General features: G+C 66.3%; 15 protein-coding genes. 2 read left to right on the top strand and 13 right to left on the bottom strand.

The features are described 5' to 3' along the window. Positions 1-12: 12 nt before the first annotated feature. From AC1RRP_RS01985 to AC1RRP_RS01945, 9 genes are all read right to left on the bottom strand, one after another. A complete protein-coding gene (locus tag AC1RRP_RS01985) occupies positions 13-786 on the bottom strand; it encodes a carbonic anhydrase (protein ID WP_493032722.1) in 774 nt (257 codons plus the stop codon). Between the two features lie 168 nt (positions 787-954). Continuing rightward, positions 955-1,782, bottom strand: coding sequence for a peptidylprolyl isomerase (locus AC1RRP_RS01980; protein WP_493032720.1), 828 nt, complete (start codon positions 1,780-1,782; stop codon positions 955-957). A 10-nt stretch (positions 1,783-1,792) separates the two neighbouring features. Beyond that, a complete protein-coding gene (gene narI, locus AC1RRP_RS01975) occupies positions 1,793-2,527 on the bottom strand; it encodes a respiratory nitrate reductase subunit gamma (RefSeq protein ID WP_493032719.1) in 735 nt (244 codons plus the stop codon). A 2-nt stretch (positions 2,528-2,529) separates the two neighbouring features. After that, positions 2,530-3,210, bottom strand: a complete 681-nt coding sequence (narJ, locus tag AC1RRP_RS01970; protein WP_493032717.1) for a nitrate reductase molybdenum cofactor assembly chaperone — start codon at positions 3,208-3,210, stop codon at positions 2,530-2,532. 156 nt (positions 3,211-3,366) lie between these two features. Further along, positions 3,367-4,890 carry a nitrate reductase subunit beta gene (narH, locus tag AC1RRP_RS01965; RefSeq protein WP_493032715.1) on the bottom strand — a complete coding sequence of 508 codons (1,524 nt, stop codon included), beginning with the start codon at positions 4,888-4,890 and terminating at the stop codon, positions 3,367-3,369. An 11-nt stretch (positions 4,891-4,901) separates the two neighbouring features. After that, positions 4,902-8,699: a nitrate reductase subunit alpha gene (locus AC1RRP_RS01960; RefSeq protein WP_493032713.1), complete on the bottom strand. Its 3,798-nt coding sequence runs from the start codon at positions 8,697-8,699 to the stop codon at positions 4,902-4,904. 169 nt (positions 8,700-8,868) lie between these two features. After that, positions 8,869-10,512, bottom strand: coding sequence for an MFS transporter (locus tag AC1RRP_RS01955; RefSeq protein ID WP_493032711.1), 1,644 nt, complete (start codon positions 10,510-10,512; stop codon positions 8,869-8,871). Between the two features lie 25 nt (positions 10,513-10,537). Then, a complete protein-coding gene (locus AC1RRP_RS01950; protein ID WP_493032709.1) occupies positions 10,538-11,794 on the bottom strand; it encodes an MFS transporter in 1,257 nt (418 codons plus the stop codon). A gap of 192 nt (positions 11,795-11,986) precedes the next feature. Then, positions 11,987-12,901, bottom strand: coding sequence for a LysR family transcriptional regulator (locus tag AC1RRP_RS01945; RefSeq protein WP_493032707.1), 915 nt, complete (start codon positions 12,899-12,901; stop codon positions 11,987-11,989). 83 nt (positions 12,902-12,984) lie between these two features. Between AC1RRP_RS01945 and AC1RRP_RS01940 the strand changes: the two genes are divergently transcribed. Beyond that, positions 12,985-13,983: a sodium-dependent bicarbonate transport family permease gene (locus tag AC1RRP_RS01940; RefSeq protein ID WP_493032705.1), complete on the top strand. Its 999-nt coding sequence runs from the start codon at positions 12,985-12,987 to the stop codon at positions 13,981-13,983. 49 nt (positions 13,984-14,032) lie between these two features. Here AC1RRP_RS01940 and AC1RRP_RS01935 read toward each other — a convergent pair whose 3' ends face one another. From AC1RRP_RS01935 to AC1RRP_RS01925, 3 genes are all read right to left on the bottom strand, one after another. Next, positions 14,033-15,625 (bottom strand): sensor domain-containing diguanylate cyclase, encoded by a 1,593-nt coding sequence (locus tag AC1RRP_RS01935; protein ID WP_493032703.1) that lies wholly within the window; start codon positions 15,623-15,625, stop codon positions 14,033-14,035. A 97-nt stretch (positions 15,626-15,722) separates the two neighbouring features. Beyond that, the gene (locus tag AC1RRP_RS01930; protein WP_493033426.1) at positions 15,723-16,400 is read right to left on the bottom strand and encodes a response regulator; all 678 of its coding nucleotides are present in this window, start codon (positions 16,398-16,400) and stop codon (positions 15,723-15,725) included. Further along, positions 16,390-18,315 (bottom strand): type IV pili methyl-accepting chemotaxis transducer N-terminal domain-containing protein, encoded by a 1,926-nt coding sequence (locus tag AC1RRP_RS01925; protein WP_493032701.1) that lies wholly within the window; start codon positions 18,313-18,315, stop codon positions 16,390-16,392. Before AC1RRP_RS01925 ends, AC1RRP_RS01930 begins: the two co-directional genes overlap by 11 nt. A gap of 135 nt (positions 18,316-18,450) precedes the next feature. Here AC1RRP_RS01925 and AC1RRP_RS01920 point away from each other — a divergent pair, with 135 nt between their 5' ends. After that, complete coding sequence (locus AC1RRP_RS01920) at positions 18,451-18,888, top strand: universal stress protein (protein WP_493032699.1); 438 nt, start codon at positions 18,451-18,453, stop codon at positions 18,886-18,888. A 148-nt stretch (positions 18,889-19,036) separates the two neighbouring features. Here AC1RRP_RS01920 and AC1RRP_RS01915 read toward each other — a convergent pair whose 3' ends face one another. Continuing rightward, entirely contained in the window at positions 19,037-19,792 is a 756-nt protein-coding gene (locus AC1RRP_RS01915) for an SDR family NAD(P)-dependent oxidoreductase (protein WP_493032697.1), read from the bottom strand. Positions 19,793-19,809 lie beyond the last annotated feature (17 nt).

The raw sequence follows: 19,809 nt of genomic DNA, 5'->3' as shown, positions 1-19,809 counted from the left end.
TCTCCGGAAGACTCAGCTGGATCGGGCCTTGGCGTAACTGCCGTCGATTTCATTGAACAGGGGGCTGGCGATGTTGTCGTCCGTGTCCGCGTAGGGGCCGGTGCCGCTGTGCGTGGCACTGGAGGCCGGCACGAACTGGCCGGTCTTCACGTCGAATACATGCACTTCGCCGTCTTCGATCACGTAGTGCCAGCCGTGCAGGGCCAGCTGGCCGGCTTCCACGCGCTCGCGCACCATGGGGTAGCCCATCAGGCGCTCCAGCTGCAGGATCACGGCGCGCTGTTCGGTACGGCGCAGCGCTTCGGGCGACATCTGAACGGGCAGCACGGCCTCGCGCCCGAGGTCCAGCCAGGCGGCCAGGTTGATGGCTTCCTTCGGCACGCCCTCGTAGAGCGCGCGGATGCCACCGCAGTGGCTGTGGCCGCAGACGACGATGCGCGAGACCTTGAGGCTGAGCACGGCGAACTCGATGGCTGCGGCCGTGCCGTGGTAACCCGTCCAGCGCCGCGCGGCAGCCAGGTAGACGCCCTCGGGGGACATGTCGCCCGAGGGGAGGTTGAGCATGCCGTCGTGGGGCGGCACGAAGGCCGCCACATTGCGCACGATGAAGAGGTCACCCGGTCCCGTGCCGGTGAGCAGGTAGGGCACCAGCCGAGAGTCGGAGCAGCCGATGAAGAGGATGGTGGGGTGCTGGCCGCGCTCCACCAGATCCTGGAACTGGTCCTGGATGCCGGGGAAGGTCTGGTCGTGAAATCGCCGCAGACGCTTCAGCAGTTCATCGGGCATAAATGAACTCGTCCGGGTTAGTTCGGCCGGTTTGCCCCAAGATGCGTCGCTTGAGGTGGTCCGGACCGGGAACGCCGCGGAACCGGCTTTGCCGGGCTGCTGGCGTTGCCCCCTGCAAGGGGGGTGGCGGAGCAACACGCAGTGCGCGCAGCCTGGGGGTGTGCCATGTCATTGGACCAGTGGGGTGTCGGCGGCGTCCAGTTCCACGCCCTCCAGCTCGGCCTGTCCGGCCAGCAGGGCCAGGTACTGGCGCAGCGCGGTCACGTAGGTCTGCTGGCGCAGTGTCATGGCCACAGCGCCGTGCACGGATTCGAAAGGCTGGTCGGCACCAGCTTCGCGCTGGCGCACGTCCACCACGTGCAGGCCGAAGCGGCTGTGCACCAGACGCGGCAGCACGCCCACTTCGGGTTGGCCGAAGATCTCGCGCGCGAATTCGGGCGCGCAGTCCTGCGCCGTGAGCCAGCCCAGTTCGCCGCCTTCGGCGCCGCTGGGGCAGTTGGACAGCTTGCGGGCGGCTTCGACGAAGGGGTCGCCCGTGCCGTCGTGGCTGCGCACATCGAGCAGGGCGCCTTCGGCGCGCTTGCGCAGCGCCACGACATCGACGCCCGGTGTCACGGCAAACAGGATGTGGCGCACATGCGCGCGCTCGCCGATGCGGTAACGCGCGGCGTGCGCCGCGTGGTGGCGACGGCAGGCTTCGTCCGAGGGCTCGGGAATCTGCAGGCTTTGTTCGAGCAGTCGCTCGATGGCGTCGACCGCCGCTTCGCTGGGCACGCCGTCGGCCGCGCTGTCGGCCGCGGCCAGCAGGCCGACGCCTTGCGCGGCCTGGCGCAGCAGTTCAGTGCAGGCGCGCTGGCGCAATTCGTCGTCGCTGATCTTTTCATCGGCAAGGTGCAGGGCGACGCCGTTGACACGCGCGATGGCGACGGGGGTGACCACGGCGTTTTCCGCTTCGGCACTGGCGCAGCCGCAACTGGAGGAGCAGGGGGTCTTCATGGTGTTTTCCTCAGACGCGGGCGCCGGGCTGGCGCGGCAGGTTGTGGCCGGCGGGCAGGTTGAGCCGGCGGCTGCGCACGACCTGGTAGGGCCGCACCAGGTAGCTCACCGAGGCAAAACCGCTCCAGACATGCACCAGGCGCGTGAAGGGGAAGATCAGGAAGATGCTCATGCCTAGGAACATGTGCGCCTTGAAGACCCAGCTGGCTTCGAGCAGCAGCTCGGGCGCGCCACTGCGGAAGGTCACGATGCGCTGGGCCCATTCGGCCAGCATCATCATCATGCCGCCGTCCAGATGCTGGGCCGAGAGCGGGATGGTGGCCAGGCCCAGGGCGAACTGCAGCCACAGCAGGAGCAGCAGCAGGATATCGCTGGCCTTGCTGGTGGCGCGGATGCGCGGCTCGAACAGGCGGCGATGCAGCAGCAGCGTGACGCCGATGAAACCCAGCAGGCCGAACAGGCCGCCCGAGACCATGGCCAGCAGCTGCTTGGCGCCGGCCGTCATGAAGGGCTCGTAGAGGAAGTGCGGCGTCAGCATGCCCACGGTGTGACCGAAGAACAGGAACAGCACACCGACGTGGAACAGGTTGCTGCCCCAGCGCAGCTGGCCGGCCTTGAGCAGCTGCGAGGAATCGCTTTTCCAGGTGTACTGGTCGCGGTCGAAGCGGATCAGGCTGCCCAGCAGGAAGACCGTGAGACAGATGTAGGGATAGATCCCGAAGACGAACTGGTTGAGGTAGTTCATGGTCATGCTCCTGGCGCAGTGGGCTGCGCAACATTCCTGACGATGCGGATGGGCTGGGGCTGGCCGGGTTTGGCCTGGCCCTGGGTCGAACAGCCGTCGAAGGCCATGGGCTCTTCCCAGGCCTGGTCCAGCGGCTCGTCCTCCACCACCTTCACGGCCTGGGCCCGTTCGCCGGCGATCTCCAGCAGGGCGCCCAGCACGCTGGCGTAGGGACTCTCGCGCTTGACCAGGGCGCTGAAGATGGCGTTGAGGATGTGGGCGATCTCGCCCAGGAAGGCCTTGGCCTCCTTGGCCGGCTGGGTGGAGACGAACTCCAGCACCGCCGGCAGGTAGTCGGGCAGCTCGCCCTCGGCCAGGTACAGGCCCGCCTTTTCGTAGGTCTGGGCCAGGTCGATCATGGCCGGGCCGCGGTCGCGGCTGTCGCCGTGCACGTGCTCGAACAGGTGCAGCGAGGTGGCGCGGCCGCGGTCGAACAGTTGCACGTAGTCGGCTTCCATGTCGATGGGGTCACGCGTACGCATGGACCTGAGCAGCGCGTCCAGCTCGCCCAGGCGGGTGGCGCCCAGGGCCTGTTCGCTGTGCAGTGCGGCGCTCAGGTCGCCCAGGTGGCCGCGCAGTTCGGCGTCGGGGTAGCCTAGCAGGCGGGCCAGAACGCGCAGGGTCAGAGAAGATTGATTGGGCATGGAATTACTCCTTCGCCGAAAGAAGAAACAGGGATGCACCAGAGGCGCCAACCGGGAAACGCCGTGGAACCGGCTTGGCCGGGCCAATGGCGTTGCCCCCTGCAAGGGGGGTAGCGGAGCGACACGCAGTGCGCGCAGCTTGGGGGTGTGCCATGTCTAGACTCCTGCCTTGATGGGGATGGTGCGGCGTTTGCCGCTGCCGAAGAGGCTGGTTTCGCTGGCGCCGTCGGAGCAACCGTTGCCAAACGAGAAACCACAGCCGCCGCGCATGTCGAAGGTGTTCTCCGCGTACTCGCGGTGTGAACTCGGGATGACGAAGCGGTCCTCGTAGTTGGCGATCGCCATCACGTGGTACATGTCTTCCACCTCGGCCTGGGTCATCTGCACCTGGTCCAGCGCGCTGGTGTTGATGCGGCCTTCGACGTGCTTCTCGCGCTGGTAGGCGCGCATGGCCAGCATGCGTTCCAGGGCGCGCTCCACCGGCATGGTGTCGCCGGCGGTCAGCAGGTTGGCCAGGTACTTGACCGGGATGCGCAGCTGCTTGACGTCCGGGATCTCGCCGTTGATGCCGATGTCGCCGGCGTTGGCCGCCGCCGTGATGGGCGAGAGCGGCGGCACGTACCAGACCATGGGCAGGGTGCGGTACTCCGGGTGCAGCGGCAGGGCCACCTTCCACTCCACGGCCATCTTGTAGACCGGGCTCCTGCGCGCGGCGTCCATCCAGGCATCGGGGATGCCGTCGGCGCTGGCCTGCGCTATCACCTTCGGGTCGTTGGGGTCGAGGAAGATGTTGAGCTGGGCTTCGTAGAGGTCGCGGTCGTGTTCCACGCTGGCCGCTTCCTGGATGCGGTCGGCGTCATACAGCAGCACGCCGAGGTAGCGGATGCGGCCCACGCAGGTCTCGGAGCAGACGGTGGGTTGGCCGGCCTCGATGCGCGGGTAGCAGAAGATGCACTTCTCGGCCTTGCCCGATTCCCAGTTGTAGTAGATCTTCTTGTAGGGGCAGCCGCTCACGCACATGCGCCAGCCGCGGCACTTGTCCTGGTCGATCAGCACGATGCCGTCTTCCTCGCGCTTGTAGATCGAGCCCGAGGGGCACGAGGCGACGCAGGCCGGGTTCAGGCAGTGTTCGCACAGCCGCGGCAGGTACATCATGAAGGTGTTCTCGAACTGGCCGTAGATGTCCTTCTGCACGTCGTCGAAGTTCCTGTCCTTCGAGCGCTTGCTGAATTCACCGCCCAGGATTTCTTCCCAGTTCGGACCCCATTCGATCTTCTCCATGCGCTGGCCGGTGATCAGGCTGCGCGGACGTGCCGTGGGTGTGGCCTTCATCTCGGGCGCCGACTGCAGGTGCTCGTAGTCGAAGGTGAAGGGCTCGTAGTAGTCGTCGATCTGCGGCAGGTTGGGGTTGGCGAAGATCTTCATCAAGAGCTTCCACTTCGCCCCCTGGCGCGGTTCGATGCTGCCGTTCGATTTACGGACCCAGCCGCCGTTCCATTTGTCCTGGTTCTCCCATTCCTTGGGGTAGCCGATGCCGGGTTTGGTCTCGACGTTGTTGAACCAGGCGTATTCCATGCCTTTGCGACTGGTCCAGACGTTCTTGCAGGTGACCGAACAGGTGTGGCAACCGATGCACTTGTCCAGGTTGAGCACCATGCCGATTTGAGCGCGGATTTTCATGGTCTTGCTCCTTATGCGTGCACGTTGGCGTTGGTGGTCGCGGCCGGCGTGTCCAGCCAGTCCACCTTGTTCATCTTGCGCACCACGACGAACTCGTCGCGGTTGGTGCCGATGGTCCCGTAGTAGTTGAAGCCGTAGCTGAACTGCGCGTAGCCGCCGATCATGTGCGTGGGCTTCAACACGATGCGGGTCACCGAGTTGTGGATGCCGCCGCGTGCGCCGGTGATCTCCGAGCCGGGGGTGTTGATGATCTTCTCCTGCGCGTGGTACATCATGACCATGCCGTTGTTCACCCGCTGGCTCACCACCGCGCGCGCCGCAATGGCGCCGTTGATGTTGAACAGCTCGACCCAGTCGTTGTCCACGATGCCGGCGCTCCTGGCGTCGTCCTCGCTGAGCCAGATCACCGGGCCGCCGCGATTCAGCGTGAGCATCATCAGGTTGTCCGTGTAGGTGGAGTGGATACCCCACTTCTGGTGCGGCGTGATGAAGTTCAGCAGGATCTCGGTGTTGCCGTTGGGTTTGATGCCGTGGATGCCGGCCGTGGTCTTCAGGTCCACGGGCGGCTTGTAGCTGGACAGGTTTTCCCCGAAGGCGGTCATCCAGGGGTGGTCCAGGTAGAACTGCTGGCGGCCAGTGAGGGTGCGCCACGGTATGAGTTCGTGCACGTTGGTGTAGCCGGCGTTGTAGGACACGGTCTCGCTCTCGATGCCGCTCCAGGTCGGGCTGGAGATGATCTTGCGCGGCTGGGCCTGGATGTCGCGGAAACGGATCTTCTCGTCTTCGCGGTACAGGGCCAGGTGCTTGTGGTCGCGGCCGGTCTGCTTGGACAACGCTTCCCAGGCCTTGACGGCGACGTGGCCGTTGGTTTCCGGGGCCAGCTGCAGCACCACTTCGCAGGCGTCGATGTCGGTCTCGATCTTCGGCATGCCGCAGGTCGCGCCTTCGGCACGCACCACGCCGTTGAGTTCTCCGAGCTGCTTGACCTCGATCTGGGTGTTCCAGGCGATGCCCTTGCCGCCGTTGCCCACCTTGTTCATCAGCGGCCCTAAGGCCGTGAAGCGCTTGTAGAGGTTGGGGTAGTCGCGCTCGACCACGGCCATGTTGGGCGCGGTCTTGCCGGGGATGAGCTCGCACTCGCCCTTCTTCCATTCCTTGACGTCGAAGGGCTGGGCCAGTTCGGACGGGCTGTCGTGCATCAGCGGGGTGAGCACCATCTCGCGCTCCACCCCCAGGTGGCCCACGCAGAGTTCGCTGAACTTCTTGGCGAAACCCTTGTAGATGTCCCAGTCGCTCTTGCTCTGCCAGGCCGGGTCCACCGCGGTCGACAGCGGGTGGATGAAGGGGTGCATGTCGCTGGTGTTGAGGTCGTTCTTCTCGTACCAGGTAGCCGTGGGCAGCACGATGTCCGAGTACAGGCAGGTCGTGCTCATGCGGAAGTCCAGCGTGACCAGCAGGTCCAGCTTGCCTTCGGGGGCCTGGTCATGCCAGACCACTTCCTCGGGTTTGGCTTCGTCATGTCCGAGGTCCTTGCCCTGCACGCCGTGGCTGGTGCCCAGCAGGTGCTTGAGGAAGTACTCGTGTCCCTTGCCGCTGGAGCCCAGGATGTTGGAGCGCCAGACGAACATATTGCGCGGCCAGTTGGCCGGGTGGTCCGGGTCCTCGCAGCTCATCTTGAGCGTGCCGTCCTTCAGGCCCTTGACCGTGTAGTCCTTGGGGTCCATGCCGGCGGCGGTGGCGTCCTTCACGATCTGCATGGGGTTGGTCTGCAGCTGCGGGGCGCTGGGCAGCCAGCCCATGCGCTCGGCGCGCACGTTGTAGTCGATCATGCTGCCGCCGAAGACCTTCTTGTCGGCCAGCGGCGAAAGCACTTCGCCCATGGTCAGCTTCTCGTAGCGCCACTGGTCGGTGTGGGCGTAGAAGAAGCTGGTGCTGTTCATCTGGCGCGGCGGGCGGATCCAGTCCAGCGCAAAGGCCAGCGCGGTCCAGCCGGTCTGCGGACGCAGTTTTTCCTGGCCCACGTAGTGCGCCCAGCCGCCGCCGCTCTGGCCGATGCAGCCGCACATCATCAGCATGTTGATGATGCCGCGGTAGTTCATGTCGCTGTGGTACCAGTGGTTCATGGCCGCGCCGATGATGACCATGGACTTGCCCTTGGTCTTGTCGGCGTTGTCGGCAAACTGGCGTGCCACGGTGATGAGCTGCTGGCGCGGCACGCCGGTGATCTTTTCCTGCCAGGCCGGGGTGTAGGGGGTGTCCTCGTCGAAGTTCTTCGCAGCGAGCTCACCCGGCAGGCCGCGCGCGATGCCGTAGTTGGCCGCCTGCAGGTCGAACACGGTGGCCACCAGGGCTTCGCGCTTGTCGCCTTCCTTGCCCAGCGAGATGCGGGTCACCGGCACGGTGCGCACCAGCACGTTGCTGGCCGCGGCACCCGTGGTGTTGTTGGGGAAGTGCTCGCTTTCGATGCCGCCGAAGTAGGGGAAGCCGATCTTCGCGGTTTCGGTCTTGGCGCCGCCTTCGAGCGCGGAGAGCTTGAGCTTCACGTCGTTGCCGTGGCGCGCTTCCTTGGCCTCCAGGTTCCACTGGCCGGCGTCGGCGCGGCCGTCCGGGCCCCAGCGGAAGCCGATGGCGCCCTTGGGACAGACCACCTTGCCGTCTTCGTTGATGGCCACGGTCTTCCACTCGGGGTTGTTGGCCTGGCCCAGCTTGCCGTTGAAGTCGCTGGCGCGCACGTAGCGGTCGGGCACCAGGATGGTTTCGCCGTTCGGGGCCTTCTGCTCTTTCAGCATGACCAGCATGGGCAGGTCGGTGTAACGGCGCGCGTAGTCGTCGAAATACGCCGACGGCTTGTCGAAGTAGAACTCCTTCATGATGACGTGGCCCATGGCCATGGCCATGGCCGCATCGGTGCCCTGCTTGGGGTGCATCCAGATGTCGGCCAGCTTGGAGATCTCGGCGTAATCGGGTGTGACCGCCACGGTCTTGGCGCCCTTGTAGCGCACCTCGGTGAAGAAGTGGGCGTCGGGGGTGCGCGTCTGCGGCACGTTGGAGCCCCAGGCGATGATGTAGGTGGAGTTGTACCAGTCGGCCGACTCGGGCACGTCGGTCTGCTCGCCCCAGACCTGCGGGCTGGCGGGGGGGAGGTCGCAGTACCAGTCGTAGAAGCTCATGCACACGCCGCCCATCAGCGAGAGGTAGCGCGAGCCGGCGGCATAGGACACCATGGACATGGCCGGGATGGGCGAGAAGCCGATCACGCGGTCCGGGCCGTGTTTCTTGACGGTGTAGATGTTCGCCGCGGCGATCATCTCGTTGACTTCATCCCAGCTGGAGCGCACGAAACCGCCCAGGCCACGCACGCTCTGGTATTCCTTGCGTTTGGCGTTGCTGTCGGCGATGGAGGCCCAGGCCTCCACCGGCGCATGGACCAGCCGGGCCTCGCGCCAGAGCTTGAGCAGGCGCCCGCGCACCATGGGGTACTTCACGCGGTTGGCGGAATACAGGTACCAGCTGTAGCTGGCGCCACGCGCGCAGCCGCGCGGTTCGTGGTTGGGCATGTCCCAGCGGGTGCGGGGGTAGTCGGTCTGCTGGGTTTCCCAGGTGACGATGCCACCCTTGACGTAGATCTTCCACGAGCAGGAGCCCGTGCAGTTCACGCCGTGGGTGGATCGCACGATCTTGTCGTGGGCCCAGCGGTCGCGGTAGGCGTCTTCCCAGGTGCGGTCTTCACCGGTGGTGACGCCGTGGTCCTTGGAGAAGGGCTCTTTCGGTTGCGAGAAGTAGCTCAGTCGGTCGAGAAAATGGCTCATGGGGGTCTCCGTGGAGCTGAGGGATAAGGTGTTAGGTACGTGGTGCGAGCAGCCGTGAAGATTTCGTCGCGAGCGGGCCGAGGTGCGGCCGAGCCGCGCAGCCGTACACCCGTACGGCGAGCAGCACAGGCCGCAGATCGGTTCGCGCAGCAGAAAGATTCATGGTTGCTCAGGGGTTCTTCACGTAGGCGTTCGTGCGCAGGTAGAACCACCAGTTCAGCACCAGGCACAGGGCGTAGAAGACCGCGAAGCCGTACATGGCGTACTGCGGTGTGCCCGCCTTGATCTGGGCGCCGATCACCACCGGGGCCACGAAGGCGCCGTAGGCGGCGATGGCCGAAGTCCAGCCCAGCACCGGGCCGGCCTGGCTGCGGTCGAAGATCACGGCGATGGTGCGGAAGGTCGAGCCGTTGCCGATGCCGGTGGCAAAGAACAGCACGATGAACAGGCCGATGAAAGCCGTGAAGTACTGCTCGGGTGTGGCCGACTGGTAGGCCTGCAGCATCACGTAACCCACCGCACCCGAGGCCACCACCATCACGGCCGAGATGATCTGCGTGACGATGGAGCCGCCGACCTTGTCCGAGACCCAGCCGCCGATGGGCCGCACTGCGGCGCCGACGAAGGGGCCGATCCAGGCGTAGGTCAGCGCGCTGGGGGCGTTGGGGTTCTTGGCATGGACCCAGGCGTTGGTGGCCGCGTCGAAGATGTGCGTGCTGCCGAAGATCACCGTGATGGACAGCGGAAGCGCCATGGAGAAGCCGATAAAGCTGCCGAAGGTCACGATGTACAGCGCCGTCATGGACCAGGTGTGCTTGTCCTTGAAGATGGCGAACTGCTTGTCGATGTTTTCCTTCATGGTGCCGAAGGCCGTGAGCTTCATCACCAGCAGGGTGCTGACGATGATCAGCGGCATGGCCAGCCACATGTTCAGTACGCCCAGGCCGGTGGGCGCGGGCAGGTAGAGGTAGAGGCCCACACCGGCCGGCAGGAAGGACAGGGTGTAGAGCCAGACGATCTTGATGAAGGCGCTGATGGTGCTGCCCAGGCTGTTGTCCACGCCCGGCGTGACCGTCTTCAGGTTGTTCATGCCGAACCAGCACAGGATGGACAGCGGCACCAGCGAGAGTAGCCAGGCGAAGCCGGCGTTCTGGATGAAGGTGGGCGTGCCGGCGGCGATCTTGCCGAAGATCCAGCCGCTGTCCTTCACGAGCGTCATCGATTCACCGCCGAAGGCGCCGAAGATGCTGACCGTCATCACCAGCGGAATCACGATCTGCATGGTCGTCACACCGAAATTGCCCAGGCCGGCATTCAGGCCTAGCGCCGTGCCCTGCAGGCGCTTGGGGAAGAAGGTGCCGATGTTGGACATGGAACTGGCGAAGTTGCCGCCGCCCACGCCCGACCACAGGGCCATGAGCTGGAAGGCCCACAGCGGCCAGTCCTTATGCTGGAGTGCGATGCCGGTGCCGATGGCCGGGGCCAGCAGCATGGCGGTGGTCAGGAAGATGGTGTTGCGCCCGCCGGCCAGCCGGATCAGGAAGGACGCGGGGATGCGCATGGTGGCGCCCGCCAGGCCCGCGATGGCGGTCAGCGTGAAGAGTTCGGCCTGGGTGAAGGGAAAACCCAGGTTGAGCATCTGCACGGTGATGATGCCCCACATGCCCCAGATGGCGAAGCCGCAGAGCAGGGCCGGCACCGAGATCCAGAGGTTGCGGTAGGCGATCTTCTTGCCCGTGCTCTCCCAGAACTGTTCGTCCTCGGGACGCCAGTCGGTGATCGTGGCGCCCGATTCCTTGGGGGTGGTGTTCATGTCGTTTCCTTGGAATGAGTAAGGGTCAGCCCTTGAGGCTGAAAGCGGTGGCCTGCGAGCCCATGACCTGGGCGCGGCGCACCTCGGTCCAGTACATCCAGATCAGCGAGACCCAGACCACGCCGTACATGAGCATGAAGGCGCTGGAGCGGATGCCGGTGAGGTCGAGCAGCACGCCGAACAGGATGGGCAGCACGAAGCCACCCAGGCCGCCGGCCAGGCCGACGATGCCGCTGATGGTGCCGATATTGGTCGGGTAGTCGTCGCTGATGTACTTGAACACGCTGGCCTTGCCGAAGGCCCAGGCGATGCCCAGGATGAACATCAGGCCGGTGAAGGCGTAGACGTTGAGGCCGAAGTGGAAGGTCTGCGGGCCGTTGATGGTGGTGACGGTGAAGTCGAACTGCGGGTAGCTCAGCAGGAACAGGCAGATCCAGCTCACCCACATGACCCACCAGGTCACGGAGTGGGCGCCGTACTTGTCGGACAGCCAGCCGCCCACGGCGCGCAGCACACCACCCGGCAGGGAGAAGCAGGCCGCCAGCAGGGCGGCGGCGCGGATGTCCAGGCCGTATTCACCGACGTAGTACTGCACCATCCACAAGGAGAGTGCCACGTAGCCGCCGAACACGATGCTGTAGTACTGGCAGTACTTGATGACCTTGGGGTCCTTCAGGGCCTTGAGCTGGTCGCTGAACTTGGTGTTGCTGGGCACCAGGTGGGCCGGGTCGCTGTGGCTGAACAGCCAGAACACGATGACCGTGCCCAGCATGATGGCCGCGTAGACCTGCGGCACCATGGTCCAGCCGAAGGCCACGACCAGGGCCGGGGCGATGAACTTGTTGACGGCCGCGCCCGAGTTGCCGGCGCCGTACACGCCCATGGCGAAACCCTGGCGGTTCTTGGGGAACCAGCGGGCCACATAGGGGGTGCCCACCGAGAAGGAGCCGCCGGCCAGGCCGACGAAAAGGCCGATGGTCAGGAAGTGCCAGTATTCGGTGGCATAGGCCATCAGGTAGATCGCCGGCACGGTGCAGGCCATCAGGATGGTCATGACGATGCGGCCGCCGTAGCGGTCGGTCCAGATGCCCAGGGGCACGCGGATCAGCGAGCCGGTGAGCACCGGGGTGGCCGTGAGCAGGCCGAATTCGGTCGCGTTGAGGTTGAGTGCCTTCTTGATCGGAATGCCGATCACGCCGAACATCATCCACACCATGAAGCACACGGTGAAGGCCAGCGTGCTGACGATCAGCACCGAGAGGGCCTGTCTGTTTCTATCCATGTCACATCTCCTTTGAGGATGGATGGACTGTAGAAATCAGCAGCTTGCCCCGCCATCCTTCATAGGTAGCGGCAGGAGCGGTGGGCATCCTCCGAAAGAACTAGTCGGGCGGTTTAATCGCCCGGCGCTTGATGTGGATCAAACGGTGAGGTCGGCGGGTGGAGCGTCACGCGCCCCGCGTGATCCGCAGCGCTAGAGCGCGGTCGTGATGCCGCGCCAGCCACGCGCCTTGCGCTGGAGGTGGTCCAGAAAGGCCGCGGCGATCGGGGACAGCCGTTTGGCACGCAAATTCACCACGTGCCAGCTGGAGCTGATCGGAAAGCCCTGGACATCGAGCACGGCGACACCATGCTCCCGGTTCTGGCCGTGCAGCGCGTGCTGGGACAGCACCGAAATCCCCAGACCGCCGGCCACGGCCTCCTTGAGGGCCTCATTGCTGCCCAGTTCGAGGCGCACCTGCGGTGTGAAGCCCTTGGCCTTGAAGTGCTCGTCGACCGCCATGCGGGTGCCCGAACCCTGCTCGCGCAGCAGGAAACGATGCGCCTTCAGATCCTGCAGGCGGATGCGGCGGCGCGCGATCAGGGGGTCGCGCACGGGGGCCACGATCACCAGGGGGTTGGACATGAAGACATGGTCGTCGAGATCGAGGTCCGCCGGCGGCCTGGACATGATGTACAGGTCGTCCATGTTCTCGCGCAGGCGCTGCACCACGCCGTCGCGGTTGAGCACCTCCAGGGCGATCTCCACGTCCGGGTGGCGGCTGCAGAAGCCGCCCAGCAGACGCGGCACGAAATACTTGGCCGTGCTGACGACCGCGATGCGCAGCTTGCCGCGCGTCAGGCCCTTCATGGCGTCCACCTGCTGGGCGTAGTTGTCCCACTCGGTCGCCAGCGTGCGCGCCGTCTGCGCCAGTGCGACACCCGCCTCGGTGAGGTGGACCCTGCGGGCAATCACCTCGTACAGGGGCAGGCCGACCGACTCCGTGATCTCCTTGAGCTGCATCGAGGCGGTCGGCTGGGTCACATGCATGGTCCGCGCGGCAGCGCTGACGCTGCCCGTCTCGGCCAGGGCCAGGAAAAGGCGCAATTGGCGGAATGTCACGTTCATAGACTTTTCTCTATGTATTTGTATTTAAGAATCGATTTTACTTATTTGCCTGGATCCGTACCATGGGAGACACAGGAGTACCCATGCACAACTTGCTCGATCCCGCGATTCTCTTTTTTGTCTTTGGCGTGCTGGCGGGGACGCTCAAGTCCAACCTTGAAATCCCGCCGCCCATCGCGCGCTTTCTTTCGCTGTACCTGCTCATGGCGCTGGGGCTCAAGGGTGGCTTTGCCCTGGCGCACTCGGGCCTCACCACCGGCGTGGTGACCAGCCTGCTGGCGGCCGTCTCGCTGGCGATCCTCATCCCGATCCTGGGCTACCAGATCCTCAGGCGGTTCCTGCCGGGTTTCGATGCGGCTGCGGTGGCCGCAACCTATGGCTCGGTCAGCGCCGTCACCTTTGTCACCGCCGTGCAGTACCTGGAGCAGCAGCACATTGCCTACGGGGGGCACATGGCGGCAGCGCTGGCCCTGATGGAATCTCCGGCGATCATCCTGGCCGTTGTGCTGGCCAATACGCTGCGCCAGCGCCAGTCCCCGGGCGGTCAGCAGGTCCTGGGCGATGGCACCGCCAGCCTGGGCGGCCCGCGCGGACTGCGGCTGGGCAAGGTCCTGCACGAATCCTTCACCGATGGCGCCCAGCTGCTGCTGCTCGGGGCGATGGTCGTGGGCCTGCTGAGCGGCGATGCCGGCAAGACCGCGATGCAGCCCTTCTCCGGCGACCTGTTCAAGGGCATGCTGGCCTTCTTCCTGCTCGACATGGGACTCATGACTGCGCGCAACCTGCCGCAGCTCAAGGGCATCTCTCCCCTGCTGCTGGCCTACGCGGTGGTGGCACCGCTGGTGCATGCCAGCCTGGCGCTGGGGCTGGGCGCGCTGCTGGGCCTGCCGCTGGGCGACGTGATCCTGCTGATGGTGCTGTCCGCGAGCGCCTCGTACATCGCCGTGCCCGCCGTGCTCCGGTATGCCATCCCGGAAGCGCGCCCGCCGCTGTACTTCGGTCTCTCGCTGGGCCTGACCTTTCCGCTCAACATCATCCTGGGGATACCGCTGTACAGCGCCGTGGCGCATGCCGTGCTGTAGCCCTGTGACGAGGTCCGGGATGCCACCTGCCCTCGGGAGATGAAGGCCCCTAGGCGCCGGCGCCAGCCGATGCCACGCGGTTGCGACCGCCCGTCTTGGCCACGTAGAGCTGGTCGTCGGCCCGCTTGAGGGCGGCGTTTTCGTCCTTGTCCTGGGGGCTGGCGCCGGCCAGACCGATGCTCACGGTGATGCTGCCGGCGATGGGGTCGGCCCTGGATTGCACCGCCTGGCGGATCTTTTCCGCCACCTGCAGCGCAGCCTCCGGGGCGGTCTCCGGCAGCAGCAGGACGAATTCCTCGCCGCCAAAGCGGGCCAGGAAATCGGAAGCCCGGATGCTGGCGGCCAGGGTCTTGGCCACTCGCCGCAGGACATGGTCTCCGGCTTCGTGGCCATGGCTGTCATTGATGCGCTTGAAGTGGTCGACGTCCACCATCAGCACCGTGTAGCGGGCCCCTGTGCGTTTCAGGCGCATGAATTCGCCGTGCAGGCGTTCGTTGGCCGCCATGCGGTTGGGCACACCGGTCAGGACATCGTGCCGCGAGAGGTGCCTCAGTTCCGAGTTCGCCTTCTCCAGTTCGGCGGTACGCTGGTGGACCTTTTCCTCCAGCTCCGCGTTGAGCTGGAGGATCCTTTTTTCCGTCGCGTCGCGTTCCGCTTCCTGGGCTTCCTCCAGCTGTTCGATGGCGCGGTGGCGGACCTGGTAGATGTAGAGGCCGAAGACCGAGAGGAACAGGATGACCGCAAACAGCGCTGCCCTGAACTGCACTTCCTTGTGCCAGGGGGCATACAGGACCGAGAGCCTGCGGTCGATGGAAATGACCAGGGGCTTGTCCACCGGGGTCGTGGTGGGTGCGATGCGGGCGAAGGCGATGGTGCGTTCCACGTTGGTGGCGGCGGCCAAGCCGGTGATGATGTCGTCTTTTTTGCCGCTGTCCATGAAGCGCTTGAACAGGGAGCCGGGCCGCTCGACCAGGTTGGTGCCGGTGACCTGTTCCGGGTCGGGCATGCGGAAGACGATCCTGCCGTCCGCGTGGATCAGCGAGGCATGCACATCCTCTGCATACAGCAGCGATTCCAGCAGGATCCGGAAGTAGTCGGGATCCAGGATGGCCAGCACATAACCGTTGAAACGCCCCCGGGCGTCGGCGACCATCATGCCTGCGCCCACCGCGTACTGGCCCAGGGGCGTCGCAAAAGGCGGGGAGATGTGCAAGAGGGGCGGGTCGGCCGCGCTGCGGATGGTTGTGTAGCGTTCGGAGTCGAGGAAGCTCAGCCCGCGCAGCTCCGGCCGGTTGCTGGCGATGACCTGACCATCGCGGCCGACCAGCAGGATGGAGCGCACCCCGGTCTGGGCGGCCACCATGATGGCCAGGAGTTCATCCAGTTCCCGGCGGTTCAGCGTCTGCGCCTGTACCGCCCCGCGGATCGACTGCAGGGCGTTGCTGGTGGTCTGCAGGCGCCGGCTGAGCGTAGCGTCGGCCACCTTGATGTTGTGCATCAGGCGGCTCCGGCCTTCCTGCGTGATGGACTGGAAGTCCCGGTGCAGGTCCCAGCTCAGCAGCAGGGCCAGGCCCAGCAGGCCGAGCAGGACCCCCACCCATTCCTTGCGGTGCTGCAACCGGTGCCTGCTTGCCTTGTCCAACTTGATTCCAAACGACGTATCAGTCCGGGTAGTCTATCGGCGGGCCGGACAGCACGGCAATCCCGGGTAGACCCGGAGCCGGCCGCTGTCGAGCGGCTCAGTTCACCCCCGCGCTGGTCGCCAGCACCGCCGCCTGCACGCGCGTGCTCACCGCCAGCTTGCGCAGCACGTGCTGCACGTGGATCTTGACCGTGGTTTCGGCGATGCCGAGGTCGGTGCCGATCTCCTTGTTGCTCGCGCCGCGCGCGATGCCGCGCAGGATGTCGCGCTCGCGCGGCGAGAGCTGGTCCAGCAGGGCCTGGGCCGGGCTGGGCGCGGCAGGTGTGGGCGCGGGGGGCGTGCGCCCGTTCTGGAAAGCCGAGACCAGCTTGCTGGTCATCTCGGGCGCCACCACGTTTTCGCCGCGCATGACACGGGCGATGGCCGTGGCCAGTGCGTCGCCTTCGATGGTCTTGAGCAGGTAGCCGGCGGCGCCGGCCTTCAGCGCCGTGCCCAGGTCCTGCTCGTCCTCGCTGACGGTGAGCATGAGCACACGGGCCTGGGGCGCGGCTTCGCGCAGCGCGGGCAGGGCGTCGACGCCGCGCACGCCGGGCAGGTGGTTGTCCAGCAGGATCAGGTCGGGCTGCAGTTCCTGCGCGCGGCGCTGGGCCTGGCCGGCATCGGCCGCGTCGCCCACCACCTCGAAGTTGGGTTCGCGTGCCAGCAGGGCGATCAGGCCGCGGCGAAACAGGGTGTGGTCGTCGACCACCAGGATGCGGATGCGCTCAGGCTGCATGTTCAAGGGGGCCGGTTGCCGGCAGGGTCGGGGCGGGCGCGCGGGCGGCGACCAGCTGGGCCGGCAGGGTCAGCACCATGGAGGTGCCGCTGCCCGGGGTGGAGATGAGTTCGACCCGTGCGCCGATGCGCTCGGCGCGCTCGCGCATGATGCGCAGGCCCACGTGGCTCTCGTCGATACCGTCGTCGCGGGTGTCGAAACCGCTGCCGTCGTCACGCACCTCGAAGCGCCATTCGGGCTGCTGCTGCACATCGAGCCAGACCTGCGAGGCGCGGGCGTGCTTGCGCACGTTGGAGAGCGCCTCCTGCACGATGTGCAGCACCTGGATCTGCAGGTCGGGCGCCAGCGGCAGGCCGTGGCCCTGCATCTGCAGGTGTCCCTTCAGGCCGCTTTGCAGTTCGAACTTGTGCAGCGTGGTGGTCAGCGCGGTCTCGATGTCTTCGGTGTTGGTGCGGGTGCGGAAGTGCATCAGCAGCTCACGCACGTCGCCATAACTTTCGCGCACGCCCGCATCGATCTCCTCCAGCACCTTGGCCATGCCCTGCGCGTCTCCTGCGGCCAGGGCGTCGCGCATGAGCTGCACCTGGATCTTGAGGAAGGCCAGGGACTGTGCGATGGAGTCATGCAACTCGCGCGCCAGCAGGTGGCGCTCCTGGGACACCGCGGCCTCCATGTCCAGGGCGTTCAGGCGCAGGTTCTCCATGGCGCCGGCCAGGTGGCTGGCCAGGGCTTCGAGCAGGGAGCGTTCGGCGGCCGAGGGCTCGGTGCGGGCGTGGAAAAACAGGTCCACCTCGCCCATGAGGCGTTCGTGCAGGCGCACCGGGATGTTGACCAGCGACTCGAAACCGGCCTGCCCGCACAGGCGGTCGCGCGTGTCGCCCAGCGTGTGGATGGGGATGACGCGCAGCCCGGCGCTGGTGGCCGTGCTGGCGCCGCAGTCGCAATCGCCCTTGTGGATGCAGTGCTCGGCTTCCACCATGTCGGCGGGCAGGCCCTGGGCGGCCAGCATGAGGTAGCGCTGGTTGGATTGGTCGGACCAGCGCAAGGCCACACCGTCGGCATGCGCGATGCGCTGGATGCTGCGCACGAAACCCTGGGCCAGCTCGTCGAGCGAGGTGCTGCGCGCCACCAGCGCGGTGATTTCGTAGAGGCTGGCCAGGCGTTCGCGTTTTTCTTCCAGCTCGGCGGTCTTCTCGGCCACCTTGGCTTCGAGGTTGCGGTACATGGACTGCAGGTGCGTGGCCATGTCGTTGAAGCCTTCGGCCAGGGTGCCGAACTCGTCACTGCTGACGCGCTCGACGCGCGCGTCGAAGTCGCCGCCCTGGATCTTCTCGATGGCCCGCTTGAGCAGGCCCACGGGTTCGAGCACCAGCAGCTGGCCGACATAGAGCAGCACCACCGCGCCCAGGACGACCAGGGCCATCAGCGTGGTCTGCAGCAGGTGCAGGATGGCCGTCCAGCGCGAGATATGGGTCTCGATGCCATGCACGAAAGCATCGATGTCGGCGACGAAGGCCATGGTCTGGATGCGCAGGCCCGACTGGGCCACGCCGGATTCGAGCAGGGGGCGGAAGGCTTTCCAGTCGCTCTCGATGACGACAAAGCGCTCCTGCACGGTGTCGTCCCAGGGCACGAAGAGCGGGCGCTCGGGGTCGCCCGTGCGCAGCACCTGCAGGCTGGCCTCGAACTCCTGGACCAGCGGCAGCAGCTCCGTTGTCTGCCCGGCGCTGCGCGCCAGGGCCATGCGGTAGGCCTGCATGCGCATGCGCCCGGCTTCGTTGACGGCGGCCGCACCGCCATCGAGCTGCCAGGATACCCACAGCGTGGCCGCCGTGGCCAGCAGGGCCAGCAGCAGGAAGGGGGTGGCGGCCAGCGTGAGCTTGGCGGCCAGGCTGCGTTGCTTCTGGGGTGTCATGGTGGTTGCGTTGCGGGGGCTCCAGTGTGCGGTCAAAGCGGTCGCCCGGGCCGGCTTGAATCTTGATACGGATCAAGCCGGCGCGCAATAGCCGGTCTAAAGTGAGGCGGTATCCGCTTCGACCAGGAGGTTTCCATGTTCCAGCATATCCTGTTGCCTACCGATGGGTCCGAGCCGGCCATGCGCGCGGTGGCGCGCGGCGTCGAGCTGGCCCAGCGTCTGGGGGCCCGGGTCACGGTGATGACCGCACTCGAACACTTTCCGGCCGGCATCATGGCCAGCGGCTACCGGCCCCACGACGAACCCCAGGAGGTGCCCGGCCTGCAGGCCGCCACCTACTGGCTGGAGCAGGCCGAGACCGTGGCGCGCGCCGCTGGCGTGCCCTGCGAACGCCTGCTCATGCGCGAGCAGAAGATCGTCTACCGCGCCATCCTCGATGCGGCACAACAGTGCGGCGCCGATCTCATCGTCATGGGCACGCACGGCATGGGTCTGATGGAGCGCCTCTTCGTGGGCAGCCAGACGCAGCGCGTGCTGGCGCACACCGCCATCCCCGTACTGACGCTGCATTAGAGAAGCTCCCCCAGGCTCCGCTCCTGCGTTCGTTACACCCCCCCCTTTCAAGAGAAGGGGCAACGCCAGTGGCCCGGCCAAGCCGGTTCCACGGCGTTCCGCGATCCATCCCGTAGGTCTGCCAGGTCTTCGTTGATCGGGTGTCTGCTCATCCACGCACGTCGGCTACGGGTTCGGCGCCGAAGTCCGGCCGGTCCAGATACGCCAGCACCTTGCGCGCGGCGGCCTCGGGGCTGTCGAGCTGGCCGGCACTCTTGAGCTGTTCAAAACGTGCGCGGTCGGGGAAGGCCGCGGCATCGGCGCCGCGCAGTTGCACCTGCATGTCGGTGTCGATCACGCCGGGCGCCAGCGAGCAGACCTTGGCGCCCTGGGGCTTGAGCGCTTCTTCCAGCGCCAGGCAGCGTGTGTAGTGGTCCATGCCGGCCTTGGCCGCGCAATAGACAGCCTGCGAGGCCATGGGCCGGCGGCCCAGGCCCGAGGAGATGTTGAGGATGCGGCGCGGTACGCCCCAGCCTTCGGTGGCGGCCAGGAAGGCCGCGCAAAGCGCCAGGGGCGCTTCCAGGTCCACGCGCAGGGCCTGGGCCAGGTCGTCGGGGTCGATCTCCGACAGCGGCGCAATGCGCGGGATCGTGCCGGCGTTGTTGATCAGCGTGGCGCCGGCATGGCGCATCCTCGGGCGGCCCAGCCATTGCCGCAGCATGGCCGCGGCCTCGCGGCTGTGCGAGAGGTCCAGTGGCCACTGTTCCAGCGGGCAGCCGGCCTGTGCCGCCAGCGCCGCCAGCGCCGCGTTGTCCTTGCGCGAGAGGCACAGCAGGGTGTGGCCGGGCGCCAGCAGCTGCTGTGCCATGGCCAGGCCCATGCCGCGCGAGGCGCCGGTGAGGATGTACAGATGGGTATCGGCCATGGGGTTCTCCTTGGACA

Source organism: Hylemonella sp. GW821-FHT12C09, from assembly GCF_058807395.1.
This window is presented reverse-complemented; position numbering and strand designations above follow the sequence as displayed.

Coding starts and splice junctions, on each gene's coding strand:
- AC1RRP_RS01960 (WP_493032713.1), bottom strand. CDS start 8,699: ATGAGCCATTTTCTCGACCGACTGAGCTACTTCTCGCAACCGAAAGAG.
- AC1RRP_RS01985 (WP_493032722.1), bottom strand. CDS start 786: ATGCCCGATGAACTGCTGAAGCGTCTGCGGCGATTTCACGACCAGACC.
- AC1RRP_RS01925 (WP_493032701.1), bottom strand. CDS start 18,315: ATGACACCCCAGAAGCAACGCAGCCTGGCCGCCAAGCTCACGCTGGCC.
- narH (WP_493032715.1), bottom strand. CDS start 4,890: ATGAAAATCCGCGCTCAAATCGGCATGGTGCTCAACCTGGACAAGTGC.
- narI (WP_493032719.1), bottom strand. CDS start 2,527: ATGAACTACCTCAACCAGTTCGTCTTCGGGATCTATCCCTACATCTGT.
- AC1RRP_RS01945 (WP_493032707.1), bottom strand. CDS start 12,901: ATGAACGTGACATTCCGCCAATTGCGCCTTTTCCTGGCCCTGGCCGAG.
- AC1RRP_RS01920 (WP_493032699.1), top strand. CDS start 18,451: ATGTTCCAGCATATCCTGTTGCCTACCGATGGGTCCGAGCCGGCCATG.
- AC1RRP_RS01950 (WP_493032709.1), bottom strand. CDS start 11,794: ATGGATAGAAACAGACAGGCCCTCTCGGTGCTGATCGTCAGCACGCTG.
- AC1RRP_RS01980 (WP_493032720.1), bottom strand. CDS start 1,782: ATGAAGACCCCCTGCTCCTCCAGTTGCGGCTGCGCCAGTGCCGAAGCG.
- AC1RRP_RS01940 (WP_493032705.1), top strand. CDS start 12,985: ATGCACAACTTGCTCGATCCCGCGATTCTCTTTTTTGTCTTTGGCGTG.
- narJ (WP_493032717.1), bottom strand. CDS start 3,210: ATGCCCAATCAATCTTCTCTGACCCTGCGCGTTCTGGCCCGCCTGCTA.
- AC1RRP_RS01915 (WP_493032697.1), bottom strand. CDS start 19,792: ATGGCCGATACCCATCTGTACATCCTCACCGGCGCCTCGCGCGGCATG.
- AC1RRP_RS01955 (WP_493032711.1), bottom strand. CDS start 10,512: ATGAACACCACCCCCAAGGAATCGGGCGCCACGATCACCGACTGGCGT.
- AC1RRP_RS01930 (WP_493033426.1), bottom strand. CDS start 16,400: ATGCAGCCTGAGCGCATCCGCATCCTGGTGGTCGACGACCACACCCTG.